At 55.9% G+C, this 14,146-nt stretch carries 12 protein-coding genes; 2 read left to right on the top strand and 10 right to left on the bottom strand.

Features of this window, described 5'->3' with window-relative positions:
- Positions 1–14: 14 nt before the first annotated feature.
- Positions 15–833 (bottom strand): HMP-PP phosphatase, encoded by an 819-nt coding sequence (gene cof, locus HMPREF3140_RS22335; protein WP_032410921.1) that lies wholly within the window; start codon positions 831–833, stop codon positions 15–17.
- Positions 834–960: 127 nt separating this feature from the next.
- Between cof and HMPREF3140_RS22330 the strand changes: the two genes are divergently transcribed.
- Both HMPREF3140_RS22330 and queC read left to right on the top strand, forming a co-directional pair.
- Positions 961–2,661 carry an SgrR family transcriptional regulator gene (locus tag HMPREF3140_RS22330; protein WP_032410919.1) on the top strand — a complete coding sequence of 567 codons (1,701 nt, stop codon included), beginning with the start codon at positions 961–963 and terminating at the stop codon, positions 2,659–2,661.
- Between the two features lie 66 nt (positions 2,662–2,727).
- Positions 2,728–3,429 carry a 7-cyano-7-deazaguanine synthase QueC gene (queC, locus tag HMPREF3140_RS22325; protein ID WP_002891863.1) on the top strand — a complete coding sequence of 234 codons (702 nt, stop codon included), beginning with the start codon at positions 2,728–2,730 and terminating at the stop codon, positions 3,427–3,429.
- Positions 3,430–3,540: 111 nt separating this feature from the next.
- Here the strand turns inward: queC and HMPREF3140_RS22320 are convergent, their stop codons facing one another.
- From HMPREF3140_RS22320 to bolA, 9 genes are all read right to left on the bottom strand, one after another.
- On the bottom strand, positions 3,541–3,942 hold the full coding sequence (locus HMPREF3140_RS22320) for a YbgC/FadM family acyl-CoA thioesterase (RefSeq protein ID WP_002891860.1): 402 nt from the start codon (positions 3,940–3,942) through the stop codon (positions 3,541–3,543).
- A 111-nt stretch (positions 3,943–4,053) separates the two neighbouring features.
- Positions 4,054–4,422: a helix-hairpin-helix domain-containing protein gene (locus HMPREF3140_RS22315; protein ID WP_004144680.1), complete on the bottom strand. Its 369-nt coding sequence runs from the start codon at positions 4,420–4,422 to the stop codon at positions 4,054–4,056.
- 148 nt (positions 4,423–4,570) lie between these two features.
- A complete protein-coding gene (gene ppiD, locus HMPREF3140_RS22310) occupies positions 4,571–6,445 on the bottom strand; it encodes a peptidylprolyl isomerase (RefSeq protein WP_023282235.1) in 1,875 nt (624 codons plus the stop codon).
- A gap of 214 nt (positions 6,446–6,659) precedes the next feature.
- A complete protein-coding gene (hupB, locus tag HMPREF3140_RS22305; RefSeq protein ID WP_002444653.1) occupies positions 6,660–6,932 on the bottom strand; it encodes a nucleoid-associated protein HU-beta in 273 nt (90 codons plus the stop codon).
- A 209-nt stretch (positions 6,933–7,141) separates the two neighbouring features.
- Entirely contained in the window at positions 7,142–9,496 is a 2,355-nt protein-coding gene (lon, locus tag HMPREF3140_RS22300; RefSeq protein WP_004151336.1) for an endopeptidase La, read from the bottom strand.
- A gap of 183 nt (positions 9,497–9,679) precedes the next feature.
- Entirely contained in the window at positions 9,680–10,954 is a 1,275-nt protein-coding gene (gene clpX, locus HMPREF3140_RS22295; RefSeq protein WP_002891807.1) for an ATP-dependent protease ATP-binding subunit ClpX, read from the bottom strand.
- A 250-nt stretch (positions 10,955–11,204) separates the two neighbouring features.
- The gene (gene clpP, locus HMPREF3140_RS22290; RefSeq protein ID WP_002891804.1) at positions 11,205–11,828 is read right to left on the bottom strand and encodes an ATP-dependent Clp endopeptidase proteolytic subunit ClpP; all 624 of its coding nucleotides are present in this window, start codon (positions 11,826–11,828) and stop codon (positions 11,205–11,207) included.
- A gap of 309 nt (positions 11,829–12,137) precedes the next feature.
- Positions 12,138–13,436: a trigger factor gene (gene tig, locus HMPREF3140_RS22285; protein ID WP_004147333.1), complete on the bottom strand. Its 1,299-nt coding sequence runs from the start codon at positions 13,434–13,436 to the stop codon at positions 12,138–12,140.
- A gap of 345 nt (positions 13,437–13,781) precedes the next feature.
- Positions 13,782–14,099 carry a transcriptional regulator BolA gene (gene bolA / locus HMPREF3140_RS22280; RefSeq protein ID WP_002891649.1) on the bottom strand — a complete coding sequence of 106 codons (318 nt, stop codon included), beginning with the start codon at positions 14,097–14,099 and terminating at the stop codon, positions 13,782–13,784.
- Between the last annotated feature and the right edge of the window lie 47 nt (positions 14,100–14,146).

Below are 14,146 nucleotides of genomic sequence, written 5' to 3'. Positions count from 1 at the left end.
CTGGAAGGGTCTCTCTATTCGGGGGAATAAGGAAGATCAGGGTTATCCAGCCAATGAGTTAAAAAATGGGAGACTGCCTGATTCCGGCAGTCGCCAATTACCGGCAGATGCGGCAGCTCGGCTTTCAGCTGCGGCATCGCGTTGCCCATGATGAACCCCCGCCCAACGCTGCCCAGCATCTCGCGGTCGTTCATCGCATCGCCGAAGGCCATGCACTCCTGCAGGGTGAAGCCTAAATGCTGGCTGAGCACCGCCAGCGCCGCGCCTTTATTGCAGCCAACCGGCAGCACCTCCAGACAGTCCATTGCCGAGAAGCAGAGAAATGCGCGATCGCCCAGCGTCTCATTCAGCTGGATCCGCAGACGGCGCAAATCGTCATGATCGCCGCAGAAACAGATCTTGGTGACATGCTGCGCCGACATACGCTTCAGATCGCACAGTTGATAGTGAAAGCCGCTGAATACATGCGCTTGCAACAATTCAGGCCTTGCCTGGCCGGTGAACCAGCCACCATCGTTAAAGACGTGCATGCTGGCCTGGGTATCCCATTTGCCGTGCAGCACCGCTTCCGCCGCCTCGGGAGTGAGATCCTGGCGATAAAGCTCCTCCCCTTCCAGCGAATGGATGCGCGTCCCGTTGCCGGTGATCAGAAATGCATCAAGGGAAAATTCGCCAATCACATGGTGCATCTCCAGCACATGGCGGCCGGTGGCGAAGGTCAAGGTGATATCGCGCTCACGCAGCCGTTTCAGCGCGGAAAGCGTCTTTTCTCCAAGACGATGGTCCGGCATCAGCAGGGTGCCGTCCATATCAAATGCCGCCAGTTTTGCCATGGTATATTCCCCGATGTGTGATGGGCTTCGCTTGTGTTGCAGTATCACCTGGGATATACGGAAGTAATAGTGAATAGATATTATTAATTGTTCCGGGTTTACAGCGGCCCGGTGGACGACGGCCCCCATGCGACTCTTACACCGTTTAAATCAGTACCAGCGATTGTGGCAACCCTCAGCCGGGGCGCCGCAGCAGGTCACCGTCGGCGAACTGGCGGAGCGCTGTTTTTGCAGCGAGCGCCACGTCCGTACTCTGCTGCGTCAGGCGCAGGAGGCCGGGTGGCTAAGCTGGCAGGCCAGCTCCGGGCGCGGCAAACGCGGACAGCTCTCATTTCACAAAACCCCGGAAAGTCTGCGCAACGAGATGATGGAGCAGGCGCTAAACAACGGTCAGCAGCAAAACGCGCTGGAGCTGGCGCAGCTTGCCCCGGTGGAGCTGAAAGCCCTGCTCCATCCCTTCCTCGGCGGTCAGTGGCAAAACAATACCCCCACGCTGCGTATTCCTTACTATCGCCCGCTGGAGCCGCTGCGTCCCGGCTTTCTCCCCGGCCGCGCCGAGCAGCATCTGGCCGGACAAATCTATGCCGGGCTGACGCGCTTCGACGAAGGCGACAATATGCCGATCGGCGATCTGGCGCACCACTGGCAGGTCTCCCCGGACGGCCTGCGCTGGCATTTTTATATCCGCTCCACGCTGTGCTGGCACAATGGCGATACGGTGGAAACCGCGCAGTTGCGACAGCGGTTACTGCTGCTGCTTGAGCTGCCCGCCTTGCGGACCCTCTTCGCCAGCATCAGCCGTATCGATGTCACCCATGCCCAGTGTTTAACAATAACCCTGCATCGCCCTGACTACTGGCTGCCGTTCCGCCTCGCCAGCTACTGCAGCGTGTTGGCGCATCCCGACGATCCGGCCATTGGCTGCGGACCGTTCCGCCTGAAGCGGTTTAGTCCGGAACTCGTCCGCCTGGAAAACCATCCCCGCTACCACCTGCAGCATCCGCTGATCCAGGCGGTGGAGTACTGGATCACTCCTCAGCTCTTTGACCGCGATCTCGGCACCAGCTGCCGCCATCCGGTGCAGATCACCATCGGCGATCGCGCAGAGCTGCATAATCTGCGTCAGGTCAGCAACCGTATCAGCCTTGGCTTCTGCTATTTGACCCTGCGCCACAGCCCTCGGCTTAGCAAAGCGCAGGCCCAGCGGCTGGTGTCGATAATCCATCACTCGTCGCTACTGGATACGCTGCCGCTCGAGGAGGATCTGATTACGCCAAGCCATGAGGTGCTGCCGGGATGGTCCATCCCGCAGGGACCGGCAAACAACGCGGTACCGCTGCCGGCCAGGCTCACCCTGCTCTATCATCTGCCGGTCGAGCTACATGCGATGGCCGAACAGCTGAGGCAACGTCTGGCTCTGCTGGGCTGCGAGCTGACGCTCTTGTTTCACGACGCTAAAAACTGGGAAGGCTGCCAGCATCTGGGGCAGGCCGACCTGATGATGGGCGACCGTCTGATCGGCGAAGCGCCGGAGTACGCCCTGGAACAGTGGCTGCGTTGCGATATGCTGTGGCCTAATTTGCTGACCGGGGCGCAATATGCTCATCTGCAGGCGACATTAGACGCGGTGCAGTCTCAGCCCGACGCTCGCAGCCGCAACGATGCGCTGCGCAACGTATTTAACAGCCTGATGGAAGACGCCATCATGACGCCGCTGTTCAAGTATAACTATCGGATCAGCGCGCCACCGGGGGTCAATGGTCTGCGCCTCAACGCCCGGGGCTGGTTCGACTTCGCCAGCGCCTGGCTGCCGGCCTCGTCGACGTGAGAGAGCTGGTGATGGAGGGCGTCTGGCGCTACCATATCGCCTTTATTCATTTAGTCAGGAATTGCCATGAAACGCGCCGTAGTTGTCTTCAGCGGAGGACAAGATTCAACCACCTGTCTGGTGCAGGCTCTGCAACAGTATGATGAAGTGCATTGCGTCACTTTTGATTATGGCCAACGCCACCGCGCGGAAATCGACGTTGCGCGCGAACTCGCCCTGAAACTGGGCGCCGTCGCGCATAAAGTGCTGGACGTCACTCTGCTCAACGAACTGGCAGTCAGCAGCCTGACCCGCGATAACATTCCGGTACCGGACTATCAGCCTGATGCCGAGGGTATTCCCAACACCTTTGTCCCCGGGCGTAATATTCTGTTTTTAACCCTGACGGCAATCTACGCCTATCAGGTAAAAGCCGAAGCCATCATCACCGGCGTGTGCGAGACCGACTTCTCTGGCTACCCGGACTGCCGCGATGAGTTTGTCAAAGCGCTGCACCACGCCGTCAGCCTGGGGATGGCGAAAGACATTCGCTTTGAGACGCCGCTGATGTGGCTGAATAAGGCCGAGACCTGGGCGCTCGCCGACTACTGGGGTCAGCTGGATCTGGTGCGCCGGGAAACCCTCACCTGCTACAACGGCATTAAGGGCGATGGCTGCGGCCAGTGCGCCGCCTGTAACCTGCGCGCAAACGGACTCAACCAGTATCTGGCGGACAAGGTCGGGGTAATGGCGGTGATGCAGCAAAAAACCGGACTGGCGCAGGCATAATCTCCGGGGATCGATTTACCGGAACTTTGGCTCAAATTCCCCGGTGGCGCGATGCTTACCGGGGCTACGGGTTCATCACCTGCCGTGGGCCCGCCACTCGCACGACGGTTGTCAGCGCAGGTTCATCTGGTCAAGTTTTGCACGCAATTCCCCTTCCAGCGGCAGCGCCTTCTGGGTTTTCAAATCGATACAAACGAAGGTAATCAGCGCATCGGCCACTACTTCGCCATTGGGGTTGAGGGTGACCACCTGGCTTAGGGTGCCGCTTTTGCCGTTGAGTTGCTCCAGTTTGCTGCTCACCGTCAGCACATCGCCCAGTACCGCCGGACGACGATAGTTAATATTGATATTCACCACCACGAAGGCGATGTTTTTCTCCATCATCCACTGAAACGCGGGGCTGTTTTCCAGGCCGTCCCAGCGGGCTTCCTCAAGGAACTCCAGGTAGCGAGCGTTGTTCACATGCTGGTAGACGTCCAGATGATAGCCGCGAACTTTAATTTGTGTCTGCATAGCACTAATGCCTTTCTGTTATTGTTGTTTATGAGGTAAGAGGTCACACCACTTGATGCAACCTCTTTATCCTGGCAAAAAATCACCGCTGTGCAAGGTCTGGCATAAAATTTACAGCGTCAGATGGGCTAAATTGCGCTCCACCAACGCGCTCCCCATTCCCGGGACCTGCTTCAGATCATCGAGGGTTTTGAACGGCCCGTACTCTTCGCGGTAGCTGACAATAGCCTGGGCTTTTTTCAATCCTACGCCATTTAACGCCTGCGCCAGCTGTTCGGCGCTGGCGCGGTTAATGCTGACCTTTGTCGCCCCGTTGTCAGACTCGCCGGGCACCGCTTCCGCCTTCGCCGAAGAGGACGCCTGCACATTTTCTTTATTCACCGCCGCTTTGCCGCTGGCGGGTGCCGCCAGCGCCCCCTGTACCCCTACCGCAAAAACCAGAACGCCCGCGGCCATCAGTGCTTTTATTCCATATTTCATGCTGATATCTCCTTGTGTGTAGACAGCAAGGTCACGATAGCGTCAGTGCGGATAGTCGACAAAAGGCAAATCACAGAAATGGAAAGGGCCGCGAAAGCGGCCCTTGAGGATTACATCGTGTTGCTCATTTTTGCGAGACGACGCGAAATTACTGCTGCTGGTCGATGCTGTCGCCGAGCTTAATTTTCGCCGCCTTGCGCAGGTTGCTCATCAGCGCTTCGAAAGCGATTTGGGCATTGTTCTGGGTGATCCCCTGAACCATGGCCTTCTTCTGCTCTTCCGGCATGCTGCCGGCTTTCACCTCATCCAGCGCTACCAGCACCACATCGCCTTGCATATTGCTGCCCACGCCGTAGACCGGTTTACCCTGCTGCGGCAGCGGCAGGGTAAATGCCAGCTGGCTCAGCGGATCCTGGCCGGTACGAGAAAGCGTCTGCGGCGCGCCAAAGCTCAGGCCAGCCGCCTTCATCGCTTCATCGCCTTTGCCGTCTTTCAGCGCCGCCAGCAGCTTGTCGGCCTCCAGTTTCGCCTGCTGTTCCGCTTTATTGTGCTTAACGATATCGCTAACCTGTGCCTTCACTTCGGCCAGCGGCTTCACCGCCTCGGCTTTGTGTTCGCTAATGCGCAGCACAAAAGCGCGATCGCCGTCAACGGTAATGATATCGGAGTTGCTGCCCGGCGCGCCGTTCTCACCCACCAGACCGCCGTTGAAAATAGCGTCAGCGACCGGTTTAAAGTTCAGCTCCTCCGGCAGGTTATCGCGGCCAAACCAGCCGGTTTCTACGACCTTCAGCCCGGCGACCTGCGCTGCGCTCGCCAGCGATTCATTATCGTTGCTGGCCGCATCGCTCACCTTCTGCTGCAGCGCGTAGTAAGCATCCAACGCTTTTTCCTGCTTCACTTTCGCCGCAATGTCATTACGCACGTCAGCCAGCGGCTTCACCTGCGCCGGCTGGACGTCGTCCAGACGAGCTACCAGGAAGCCAACCGAGGATTTGATCACGCCAGACAGCTGGCCTTTCTCTTTCAGCCCGGCATCTTTGAGCTCAGGCACGGTAGAGGCATCTTCCATCCACCCCATATCGCCGCCGTTGCGGGCAGAGATAATATCGGTCGATTTTTCTTTCGCCAGCGTGGCGAAGTCCGCTCCTTTTTGCAGCTCGGCCAGTACCGCTTTCGCATCGGCTTCAGTTTTGGTCTGAATCACGCTGTAGCGGTTGCGCTGCGGCTGAGTGAACTGATCCTTGTGCTGGTCGTACCATGACTGAATCTCGTCGTCAGAGGCGCTCTCCTGCATGCTGGCGGCATCCATTTTGATGTAGCTGACGCGGAACTGCTCCGGCGCCATAAAACGGGCCTGATTCTGCTGCCAGAAGGCGTTGATTTCCTCATCGCTGGCGGTCTGTTTTGCCGCCAGGGCATTTACGTTGATGGTCGCTTCGCGGACCACCCGCTGCTGAGATACCAGCGCCGCCAGCTGATCGGACTCGCCCGGCAGCATGAAGTCGGTACCCGCAATGGCGTTAATCAGCTGCTGCGTGGTCAGCTGGTTACGCAGCGCCTGGGCGTACTGATCGGTGGTCATCCCCATCTGGGCGACAATACCGCTGAAACGCTGGTTGTCGAACTTACCGTTCGTCTGGAACGCCTGGGTCTGGAAGATCGCCTGCTTCACCTGCTCATCGCTGATGCTGAGGCCCAGCTCGCGGGCATACTGATCCAGAAGCGACTCATCGATCAGGCGGTTCAGCACCTGCTGGCGCATGGTTTTCATGTAGTTTTCGTTCGCCGCCAGCTCGGAGAATTGATCGCCAAGCTGCTGCTGCATACGGTTACGTTCGCTGGCGACGGCGTTTTCAAACTGCCCACGGCCAATCTCCTGGCCATTCACTTTTGCGGCATAGTTTTTGCCACCGCCAATCAGGTAACCACTCACCCCGGTCAAAATGAACGAGACGATAATGATACCGAAAATAATCTTGAGCACGACGCTGTTGGCGGCCGTGCGTAGGTTGTCCATCATGGTGTAACAACGCTCCGCTGTAGATGACTTTAGCTCGCGCAGCATAGCACGTGATGGCCGCCGCGCGTGAGGACGTATTTTGACAAGAAAACAGGGTGATTGTCAGCCCACAAGTGGCGATAAACACACATAAAGTGGTCTGAAAAGGCAATAAAAAAGGCACATCTCACGATGCGCCCTTGTACTTCGTCACATTCCCTGACGGGAAAGCCGATCAGTTCACCGCGTCTTTCAGCGCTTTACCAGCACGGAAGCCCGGCACTTTTGCGGCAGCGATAGTAATTTCTTTACCTGTTTGCGGGTTGCGACCAGTACGGGCGGCACGTTCTTTAACAGCAAAGGTACCAAAACCTACCAGCGCAACGTCATCCCCAGCCTGCAGAGATTCAGTAACAGAAGCGATTAAAGCATCTAACGCACGTCCAGCTGCAGCTTTAGAAATGTCCGCACCCGCAGCAATTTTGTCAATCAGTTGAGATTTATTCACTGTTCTCTTCCTCTCTTTATAATTTATATCGCACCTGAGTCCTTCATAGTGCGACCGCGCAGCAGTTATATCAGGACTGTCATGCCCTTACAACAGCAGTTGTCGATGACCCCCCTGCCAGCGATCTAAGTTAGCTACACAAAAAAAGGCTGGCAAGTCCGAAATGACTTACCAGCCCTATTTTTATTAGCGCAATTTGCGCAGAATCACTATTTCGCGGTCACAACCTGCATGCCGAACGGTTCGTTCTGCAGCGCAAGTGTCAGAACTTCCTCGATTCGTTTCACCGGATGGATATCCAAATCGGCGATAACGTTATCCGGAATTTCTTCAAGGTCGCGTTTGTTCTCATCAGGAATCAGAACAGTCTTAATGCCGCCGCGATGCGCCGCCAGCAGTTTTTCCTTCAGACCGCCGATCGGCAGCACCTGACCACGCAGAGTGATTTCACCGGTCATCGCCACATCAGCGCGTACCGGGTTGCCGGTCAGGCAGGAGACCAGCGCCGTGCACATGGCAATACCCGCGCTCGGACCATCCTTAGGCGTCGCCCCTTCCGGCACGTGCACGTGAATGTCACGCTTCTCGTAGAAGTCGGCGTTAATGCCCAGCTTGTCAGCCCGCGAACGTACCACCGTCAGCGCAGCCTGAATCGACTCCTGCATCACCTCGCCCAGCGAGCCGGTGTAGGTCAGCTTGCCTTTGCCCGGCACGCAGGCGGTTTCGATGGTCAGCAGATCGCCGCCCACTTCCGTCCACGCCAGACCGGTCACCTGACCGACGCGGTTCTCACTATCGGCGCGGCCATAGTCGAAGCGCTGTACGCCGAGATAATCATGCAGATTCTCACCGTTAATTTCGATGTGTTTCAGCGATTTATCCAGCAGCAGTTGCTTAACGGCCTTGCGGCACAGCTTGGAGATTTCACGCTCCAGGCTACGTACCCCCGCTTCCCGCGTGTAGTAACGAATAATGCCGATAATGGCGCTATCGTCGACGGTCAGCTCGCCTTTCTTCAGCGCGTTACGTTCGATCTGCTTCGGCAGCAGATGACGTTTGGCGATGTTCAGTTTTTCATCTTCGGTATAGCCGGAGAGACGAATCACTTCCATACGGTCCAGCAGCGGCGCCGGAATGTTCATGGAGTTGGAAGTCGCCACGAACATCACGTCGCTGAGATCGTAATCCACTTCCAGGTAGTGGTCGTTAAAGGCCACGTTCTGTTCCGGATCCAGCACCTCAAGCAACGCGGAAGCCGGGTCGCCGCGCATGTCGGAAGACATTTTGTCGATCTCGTCCAACAGGAACAGCGGGTTTTTGACCCCCACTTTCGCCATTTTCTGGATCAGTTTGCCCGGCATCGAGCCAATGTAGGTCCGACGATGACCGCGGATTTCCGCTTCATCGCGCACGCCGCCAAGCGCCATACGAACGTATTTCCGTCCGGTCGCTTTGGCGATGGATTGACCCAGCGAGGTTTTACCTACCCCCGGCGGTCCCACCAGACAAAGGATTGGCCCCTTGATTTTGTTCACCCGGCTCTGCACCGCGAGATATTCAAGGATGCGATCCTTCACGCGCTCCAGGCCATAGTGATCGGTATCGAGGATCTCCTGGGCCTGACGCAGGTCTTTTTTGACCTTACTGCGCGCATTCCACGGCACCTGCACCATCCAGTCGATGTAGCCACGCACGACGGTCGCTTCCGCAGACATCGGCGACATCATCTTCAGCTTCTGCAGTTCCGCTTCGGTTTTTTCTTTCGCCTCTTTCGGCATTTTCGCCGCGTCGATCTTACGCTTCAGCGCTTCGTTTTCGTCCGGGGCGTCGTCCATCTCGCCGAGTTCTTTCTGAATCGCTTTCATTTGCTCGTTCAGATAGTACTCGCGCTGAGATTTCTCCATCTGCTTTTTGACGCGGTTGCGAATGCGCTTCTCAACCTGCAGCAGATCGATTTCCGATTCCATCATCGCCATCAGATATTCCAGACGTTCGTTAACGTCGGACATCTCAAGCACAGACTGCTTGTCAGCCAGCTTCAGCGGCATGTGCGCCGCGATGGTATCCGCCAGGCGCGCCGGATCGTCGATGCTGTTCAGCGACGTCAGCACTTCCGGTGGGATCTTCTTGTTCAGCTTGATATAGCCTTCAAACTGGCTGATAGCGGTGCGAACCAGCACTTCCTGCTCGCGTTCGTCAATCGCCGGCGAGTCGAGGTACTCCGCTTTCGCCGAGAAATGCTCGCCATTATCAGACAGCGCAGAAATGCGAGCACGCTGCAGCCCTTCGACCAGCACCTTCACGGTGCCGTCCGGCAGCTTCAGCATCTGCAAAATAGACGCCACGGTTCCAACGGTGAAAAGATCGTTTACACCCGGCTCATCCGTCGACGCTTCTTTCTGCGCAACCAGCATGATTTTTTTATCATGGTCCATGGCCGCTTCGAGGCAACGGATAGATTTTTCCCGCCCTACGAACAGGGGTATGACCATGTGCGGATAAACCACCACATCGCGCAATGGCAATACGGGGATTTCAATGCGTTCAGAACGCTCAGGATTCATAGAGCTCTCTCTTAGTTTAAAGTCCGCCAGGTAGCCGACGACGCCACACTCCACTGCATCGTCGTTAATATGTAATCCAGTATATGGGGATGTATTCCACACATTCAACGGCGGGAATGCAGGAAAAATAAAAGGGGAGATAAAATCCCCCCTTTTTGTTAACTGCTTGAGTGAAATGGTTAATTATTCACCAGATGCCTGCTGAGCTTCCGGTTTGCCGTAGATCAGCAGCGGTTTACTCTGACCGGCGATAACCGACTCATCAATGACCACTTTTTCGACATCTTCCATCGAAGGCAGGTCATACATGGTATCCAGCAGCGCCGCTTCCACAATTGAGCGCAGGCCACGGGCGCCGGTTTTACGCGCCATCGCTTTCTTGGCGATAGCGTCCAGCGCTTCGTCGCGGAATTCGAGCTCTGCGCCTTCAAGGCTAAACAGCGCCTGATACTGCTTGGTCAGGGCGTTTTTCGGCTCTTTCAGGATCTGGATCAGGGCTTCTTCGCTCAGCTCGTTCAGGGTCGCCACTACCGGCAGACGGCCGATGAACTCCGGGATCAGACCAAACTTGATCAGATCTTCCGGCTCGACCTGAGCCAGCAGTTCCCCTTCGCTCGCTTTGTCGGACTTCGCTTTTACCGTCGCGCCAAAACCAATGCCGGAGCCGGTTTCCACACGGTGGGAAATCACTTTGTCCAGGCCAGCAAACGCGCCGCCGCAGATAAACAGGATCTTGGAGGTATCAACCTGCAGGAACTCCTGCTGCGGATGTTTACGCCCGCCCTGCGGCGGAACGGCGGCAACGGTCCCTTCGATAAGCTTCAGCAGCGCCTGCTGCACGCCTTCGCCTGAGACGTCGCGCGTAATCGACGGGTTATCGGATTTACGCGAAATTTTGTCGATTTCGTCGATATAAACGATGCCGCGCTGCGCTTTCTGCACGTCGTAATCGCACTTCTGCAGCAGTTTCTGAATGATATTTTCGACGTCCTCACCCACATAACCGGCTTCGGTCAGGGTAGTGGCGTCCGCCATGGTAAACGGCACATCCAGCAGGCGCGCCAGCGTTTCCGCCAGCAGCGTTTTACCGGAACCGGTCGGCCCGATCAGCAGGATGTTGCTTTTACCCAGCTCTACGCCATTGCTGGTATCGCCATTGCGCAGACGCTTGTAGTGGTTGTATACCGCGACCGCCAACACCTTCTTCGCCTGTTCCTGACCGATGACGTAGTCATCAAGGTGGTGGCGAATCTCGTGCGGCGTCGGCAGCGCGCTGCGCTCGCGGTGCGGCGCCACTTCTTTAATCTCTTCGCGAATGATGTCGTTACATAAATCAACGCATTCGTCGCAGATATACACGGATGGCCCGGCGATCAGCTTACGCACTTCATGCTGGCTTTTGCCGCAAAAAGAGCAATACAACAATTTGCCCGATCCATCTTTGCGTTTATCTGTCATGAGTCCAAACCTCTTTTTAAGTTCTTTGTGCCGCACACGACGACGCAAATGCCATTCTCAGGCGCAAGCCGCCATATAGCGTTGTGCCGCCCTTCATTAGTATATACACAAAATCCTTCGCGCTACATCGAGCCGGTAGCGAAGCCACCGGCCGCAAGCCTGCCAGACAAGCGGCCGAATAAAAGCCAACCGCTCGCACAGACGTGGCGAGAAGGATGAAGCGTAAAGCGGCACCCTTGCGCCTTGGGCATCAATTACGATGGGTCAAAATAGAGTCGACCAGCCCGTACTCCACGGCTTCCGCAGCAGACAGGAAGCGGTCACGCTCGGTGTCACGCTCAATCTGCTCAAGAGACTGGCCGGTATGATGCGCCATCAGCTCATTCATGCGTCCTTTCACCTTCAGGATTTCACGGGCGTGGATCTCAATATCCGTCGCCTGTCCCTGATAGCCGCCCAGCGGCTGGTGGATCATCACGCGGGAGTTCGGCAGGCAGAAGCGCTTGCCTTTCGCCCCGGCGGTCAGCAGGAACGCGCCCATAGAAGCGGCCTGCCCCATACAGATGGTGCTGACATCCGGCTTGATGAACTGCATGGTGTCATAAATCGACATCCCGGCGGTGATTACCCCGCCCGGAGAGTTAATGTACAGGTAAATGTCTTTTTCCGGGTTTTCCGCTTCCAGAAACAGCATCTGCGCCACGATCAGGTTTGCCATGTGGTCTTCGACCTGGCCGGTCAGAAAAATGACGCGTTCCTTAAGCAGACGGGAGTAGATATCAAAAGAACGTTCACCGCGTGAGGTCTGTTCAATGACCATCGGCACCAGGGCCATATGGGGTGCAAAGTTGTCTCGTTCGCCACTGTATGACATTTCCGTCTCCTGGAGTAATTTTAAAATACCTGCTGCACTGATTGTAACCTTACGGACGGATTATCAGCCACAGTTTCTATCCGCTGAATGCGTCACCGCCTCTTCAATACGCGTGCGATTGCGGATGCAGTTGCCTCCCCCGGTAATGGGGATGGTGTTGCCATATTTCAAGCATAACAAGCTTTTGCTGTAACGCTATCATGGTTAATGCGTTTTCGCACCGTGCCTGTGGCTATCATTATCTTAAAAAAAAACCCGCCGCCTTTCGGCAACGGGTTTTTGCTCGAACCTTAAACGATAGCGGCGAAATTACGCCTGCTGGTTCATCAGTTCGTTGAAGGAAGTGGCTTTTTCAGACACTTTGGCTTTCGCCAGCACGGCTTCAACAGCCTGCTCTTCCAGCGCCACGTTGCGCATGTTGTCCATCAGCTCTTTGTTCTTGCTGTAGAACTCAACGACTTCAGACGGATCTTCGTACGCAGAAGCCATCTCTTCGATCAGGGCTTTTACGCGCTCTTCGTCAGCTTTCAGCTCGTTGGTGCGGATCACTTCGCCCAGCAGCAGACCAACAACGACGCGACGTTTAGCCTGCTCTTCGAACAGCTCGCGCGGCAGTTCCAGAGCCTGTTTCTCGTTGCCGCCGAAACGCTGAGCAGCCTGACGACGCAGCACGTCGATTTCGCTGTCGATCAGGGCAGCCGGAACGTCGATCTCGTTGGCTTTAACCAGACCTTCGATAGCCTGAGACTTCACGCGGTTACGCACAGCGCCTTTCAGCTCGCGTTCCATATTTTTACGCACTTCAGCGCGCAGGCCAGCGACGGAACCATCTTCCACGCCGAAACGTTTGATGAACTCTTCGGTCAGCTCAGGCAGTTCACGCTCTTCGACTTTCTTCAGGTTGATAACGAACTTAGCCGCTTTACCTTTCAGGTTTTCTGCGTGGTACTCTTCCGGGAAGGTCACGTCGATGGTGAACTCTTCACCCGCTTTGTGGCCTTTGATACCGTCTTCGAAGCCCGGGATCATGCGACCCTGGCCCATCGCCAGTACGAAGTCAGAGGCTTTGCCGCCTTCGAACTCTTCGCCGTCAACAGAACCGGTGAAGTCGATGGTTACGCGATCTTCAGCGTCAACCGCGCCTTCTTTTTCTTTCCAGGTCGCCTGCTGCTTGCGCAGAGTTTCCAGCATGGTATCAACGTCAGCGTCGGTGACTTCAACAACCGGTTTTTCAACTTCGATCGCGTCCAGACCCTGCAGTTCAACTTCCGGATACACTTCGAACTCTACCGCGTAGGTGAAGTCTTCGCCCAGTTTGTATTCGCCCGGAACGTAGTTCGGCGCGCCGGCCGGATTGATTTTTTCTTTGATGATCGCGTCAACGAAATGACGGCTCATCAGGTCGCCCAGCACGTCCTGGCGAACGGAAGCGCCATAGCGCTGAGCAACAATATTCATCGGCACTTTGCCTTTACGGAAGCCGTCAATGCGAACTTTTTTCGCTACGTTGACCAGCTCGCTTTTGACAGCATTCTCGATGCTGTCAGCGGCGATAGTAATCGTTACACGGCGCCCAAGGCCCTGAGTGGTTTCAACTGAAACTTGCATCTTGTTACCTCAAAAAAATCACAGTGCTCGGTCAACTCTGGAAGCGCGTGTAGGTGGCTTCGCAGAACCGGGATGCCCTCTTCAAATCAGAAACACATTCCCTGTCGTCAGAATCATCCCGAAGACATTCATATATAAGACGCGGCATTATAGCGGCATCACTTTTGTGAGTCGAGAACGGTTGTCGCCTGGTGCTGCGGCATTTTTCACATTTCCCGCTCAAATTTGCCCGCAAAAGCGCTGACTTTGCGCATTTTCCAGGCAAAACAAAACGGCCCGTAGGCCGTTTTTGCTAAATCTGCAAGCAACATACTGGAAAAGCGCCAGCGGTTGCAAATGGGATTTCTAAGCGATACTCCCTGCGCCGCGGCACGGCGGCGAAGCAAATACCGTATCCTGTAATGCTTCCCATTCTTTAATCGTGTAGGTGTGCAGCGCCAGGGCATGCACCGTATTCGACAGCTCCTCGGTTAGCGTGCCGTAGATCATACGGTGGCGATTGAGGAAACGCTCGCCAGTGAAGCGATCGCTCACTAACACCACTTTAAAATGACTTTCAGAGCCCGCAGGGACGTTGTGACGATAACTTTCATCCACGACTTCGAGATACATCGGGTCGAACGCTGCTCTAAGTTTTGCTTCGATCTGTTCACGTATCATCATGAATTTTCTCCTCCGACAACGCTGAGATGCCGCCACTCCATTTAAAT

Origin of the sequence: Klebsiella sp. HMSC16A12, assembly GCF_001808265.1 — a bacterium.
Lineage (GTDB): Bacteria > Pseudomonadota > Gammaproteobacteria > Enterobacterales > Enterobacteriaceae > Klebsiella > Klebsiella pneumoniae.
Note: the sequence above shows the minus strand (reverse complement) of the source record. Positions and strands in the feature narration are given on the sequence as shown.

What these genes read in the sequence shown, in the direction of transcription:
- cof (WP_032410921.1), bottom strand. Translation starts at nt 833, where the DNA reads ATGGCAAAACTGGCGGCATTTGATATGGACGGCACCCTGCTGATGCCG.
- HMPREF3140_RS22330 (WP_032410919.1), top strand. Translation starts at nt 961, where the DNA reads ATGCGACTCTTACACCGTTTAAATCAGTACCAGCGATTGTGGCAACCC.
- queC (WP_002891863.1), top strand. Translation starts at nt 2,728, where the DNA reads ATGAAACGCGCCGTAGTTGTCTTCAGCGGAGGACAAGATTCAACCACC.
- HMPREF3140_RS22320 (WP_002891860.1), bottom strand. Translation starts at nt 3,942, where the DNA reads ATGCAGACACAAATTAAAGTTCGCGGCTATCATCTGGACGTCTACCAG.
- HMPREF3140_RS22315 (WP_004144680.1), bottom strand. Translation starts at nt 4,422, where the DNA reads ATGAAATATGGAATAAAAGCACTGATGGCCGCGGGCGTTCTGGTTTTT.
- ppiD (WP_023282235.1), bottom strand. Translation starts at nt 6,445, where the DNA reads ATGATGGACAACCTACGCACGGCCGCCAACAGCGTCGTGCTCAAGATT.
- lon (WP_004151336.1), bottom strand. Translation starts at nt 9,496, where the DNA reads ATGAATCCTGAGCGTTCTGAACGCATTGAAATCCCCGTATTGCCATTG.
- clpX (WP_002891807.1), bottom strand. Translation starts at nt 10,954, where the DNA reads ATGACAGATAAACGCAAAGATGGATCGGGCAAATTGTTGTATTGCTCT.
- clpP (WP_002891804.1), bottom strand. Translation starts at nt 11,828, where the DNA reads ATGTCATACAGTGGCGAACGAGACAACTTTGCACCCCATATGGCCCTG.
- tig (WP_004147333.1), bottom strand. Translation starts at nt 13,436, where the DNA reads ATGCAAGTTTCAGTTGAAACCACTCAGGGCCTTGGGCGCCGTGTAACG.
- bolA (WP_002891649.1), bottom strand. Translation starts at nt 14,099, where the DNA reads ATGATGATACGTGAACAGATCGAAGCAAAACTTAGAGCAGCGTTCGAC.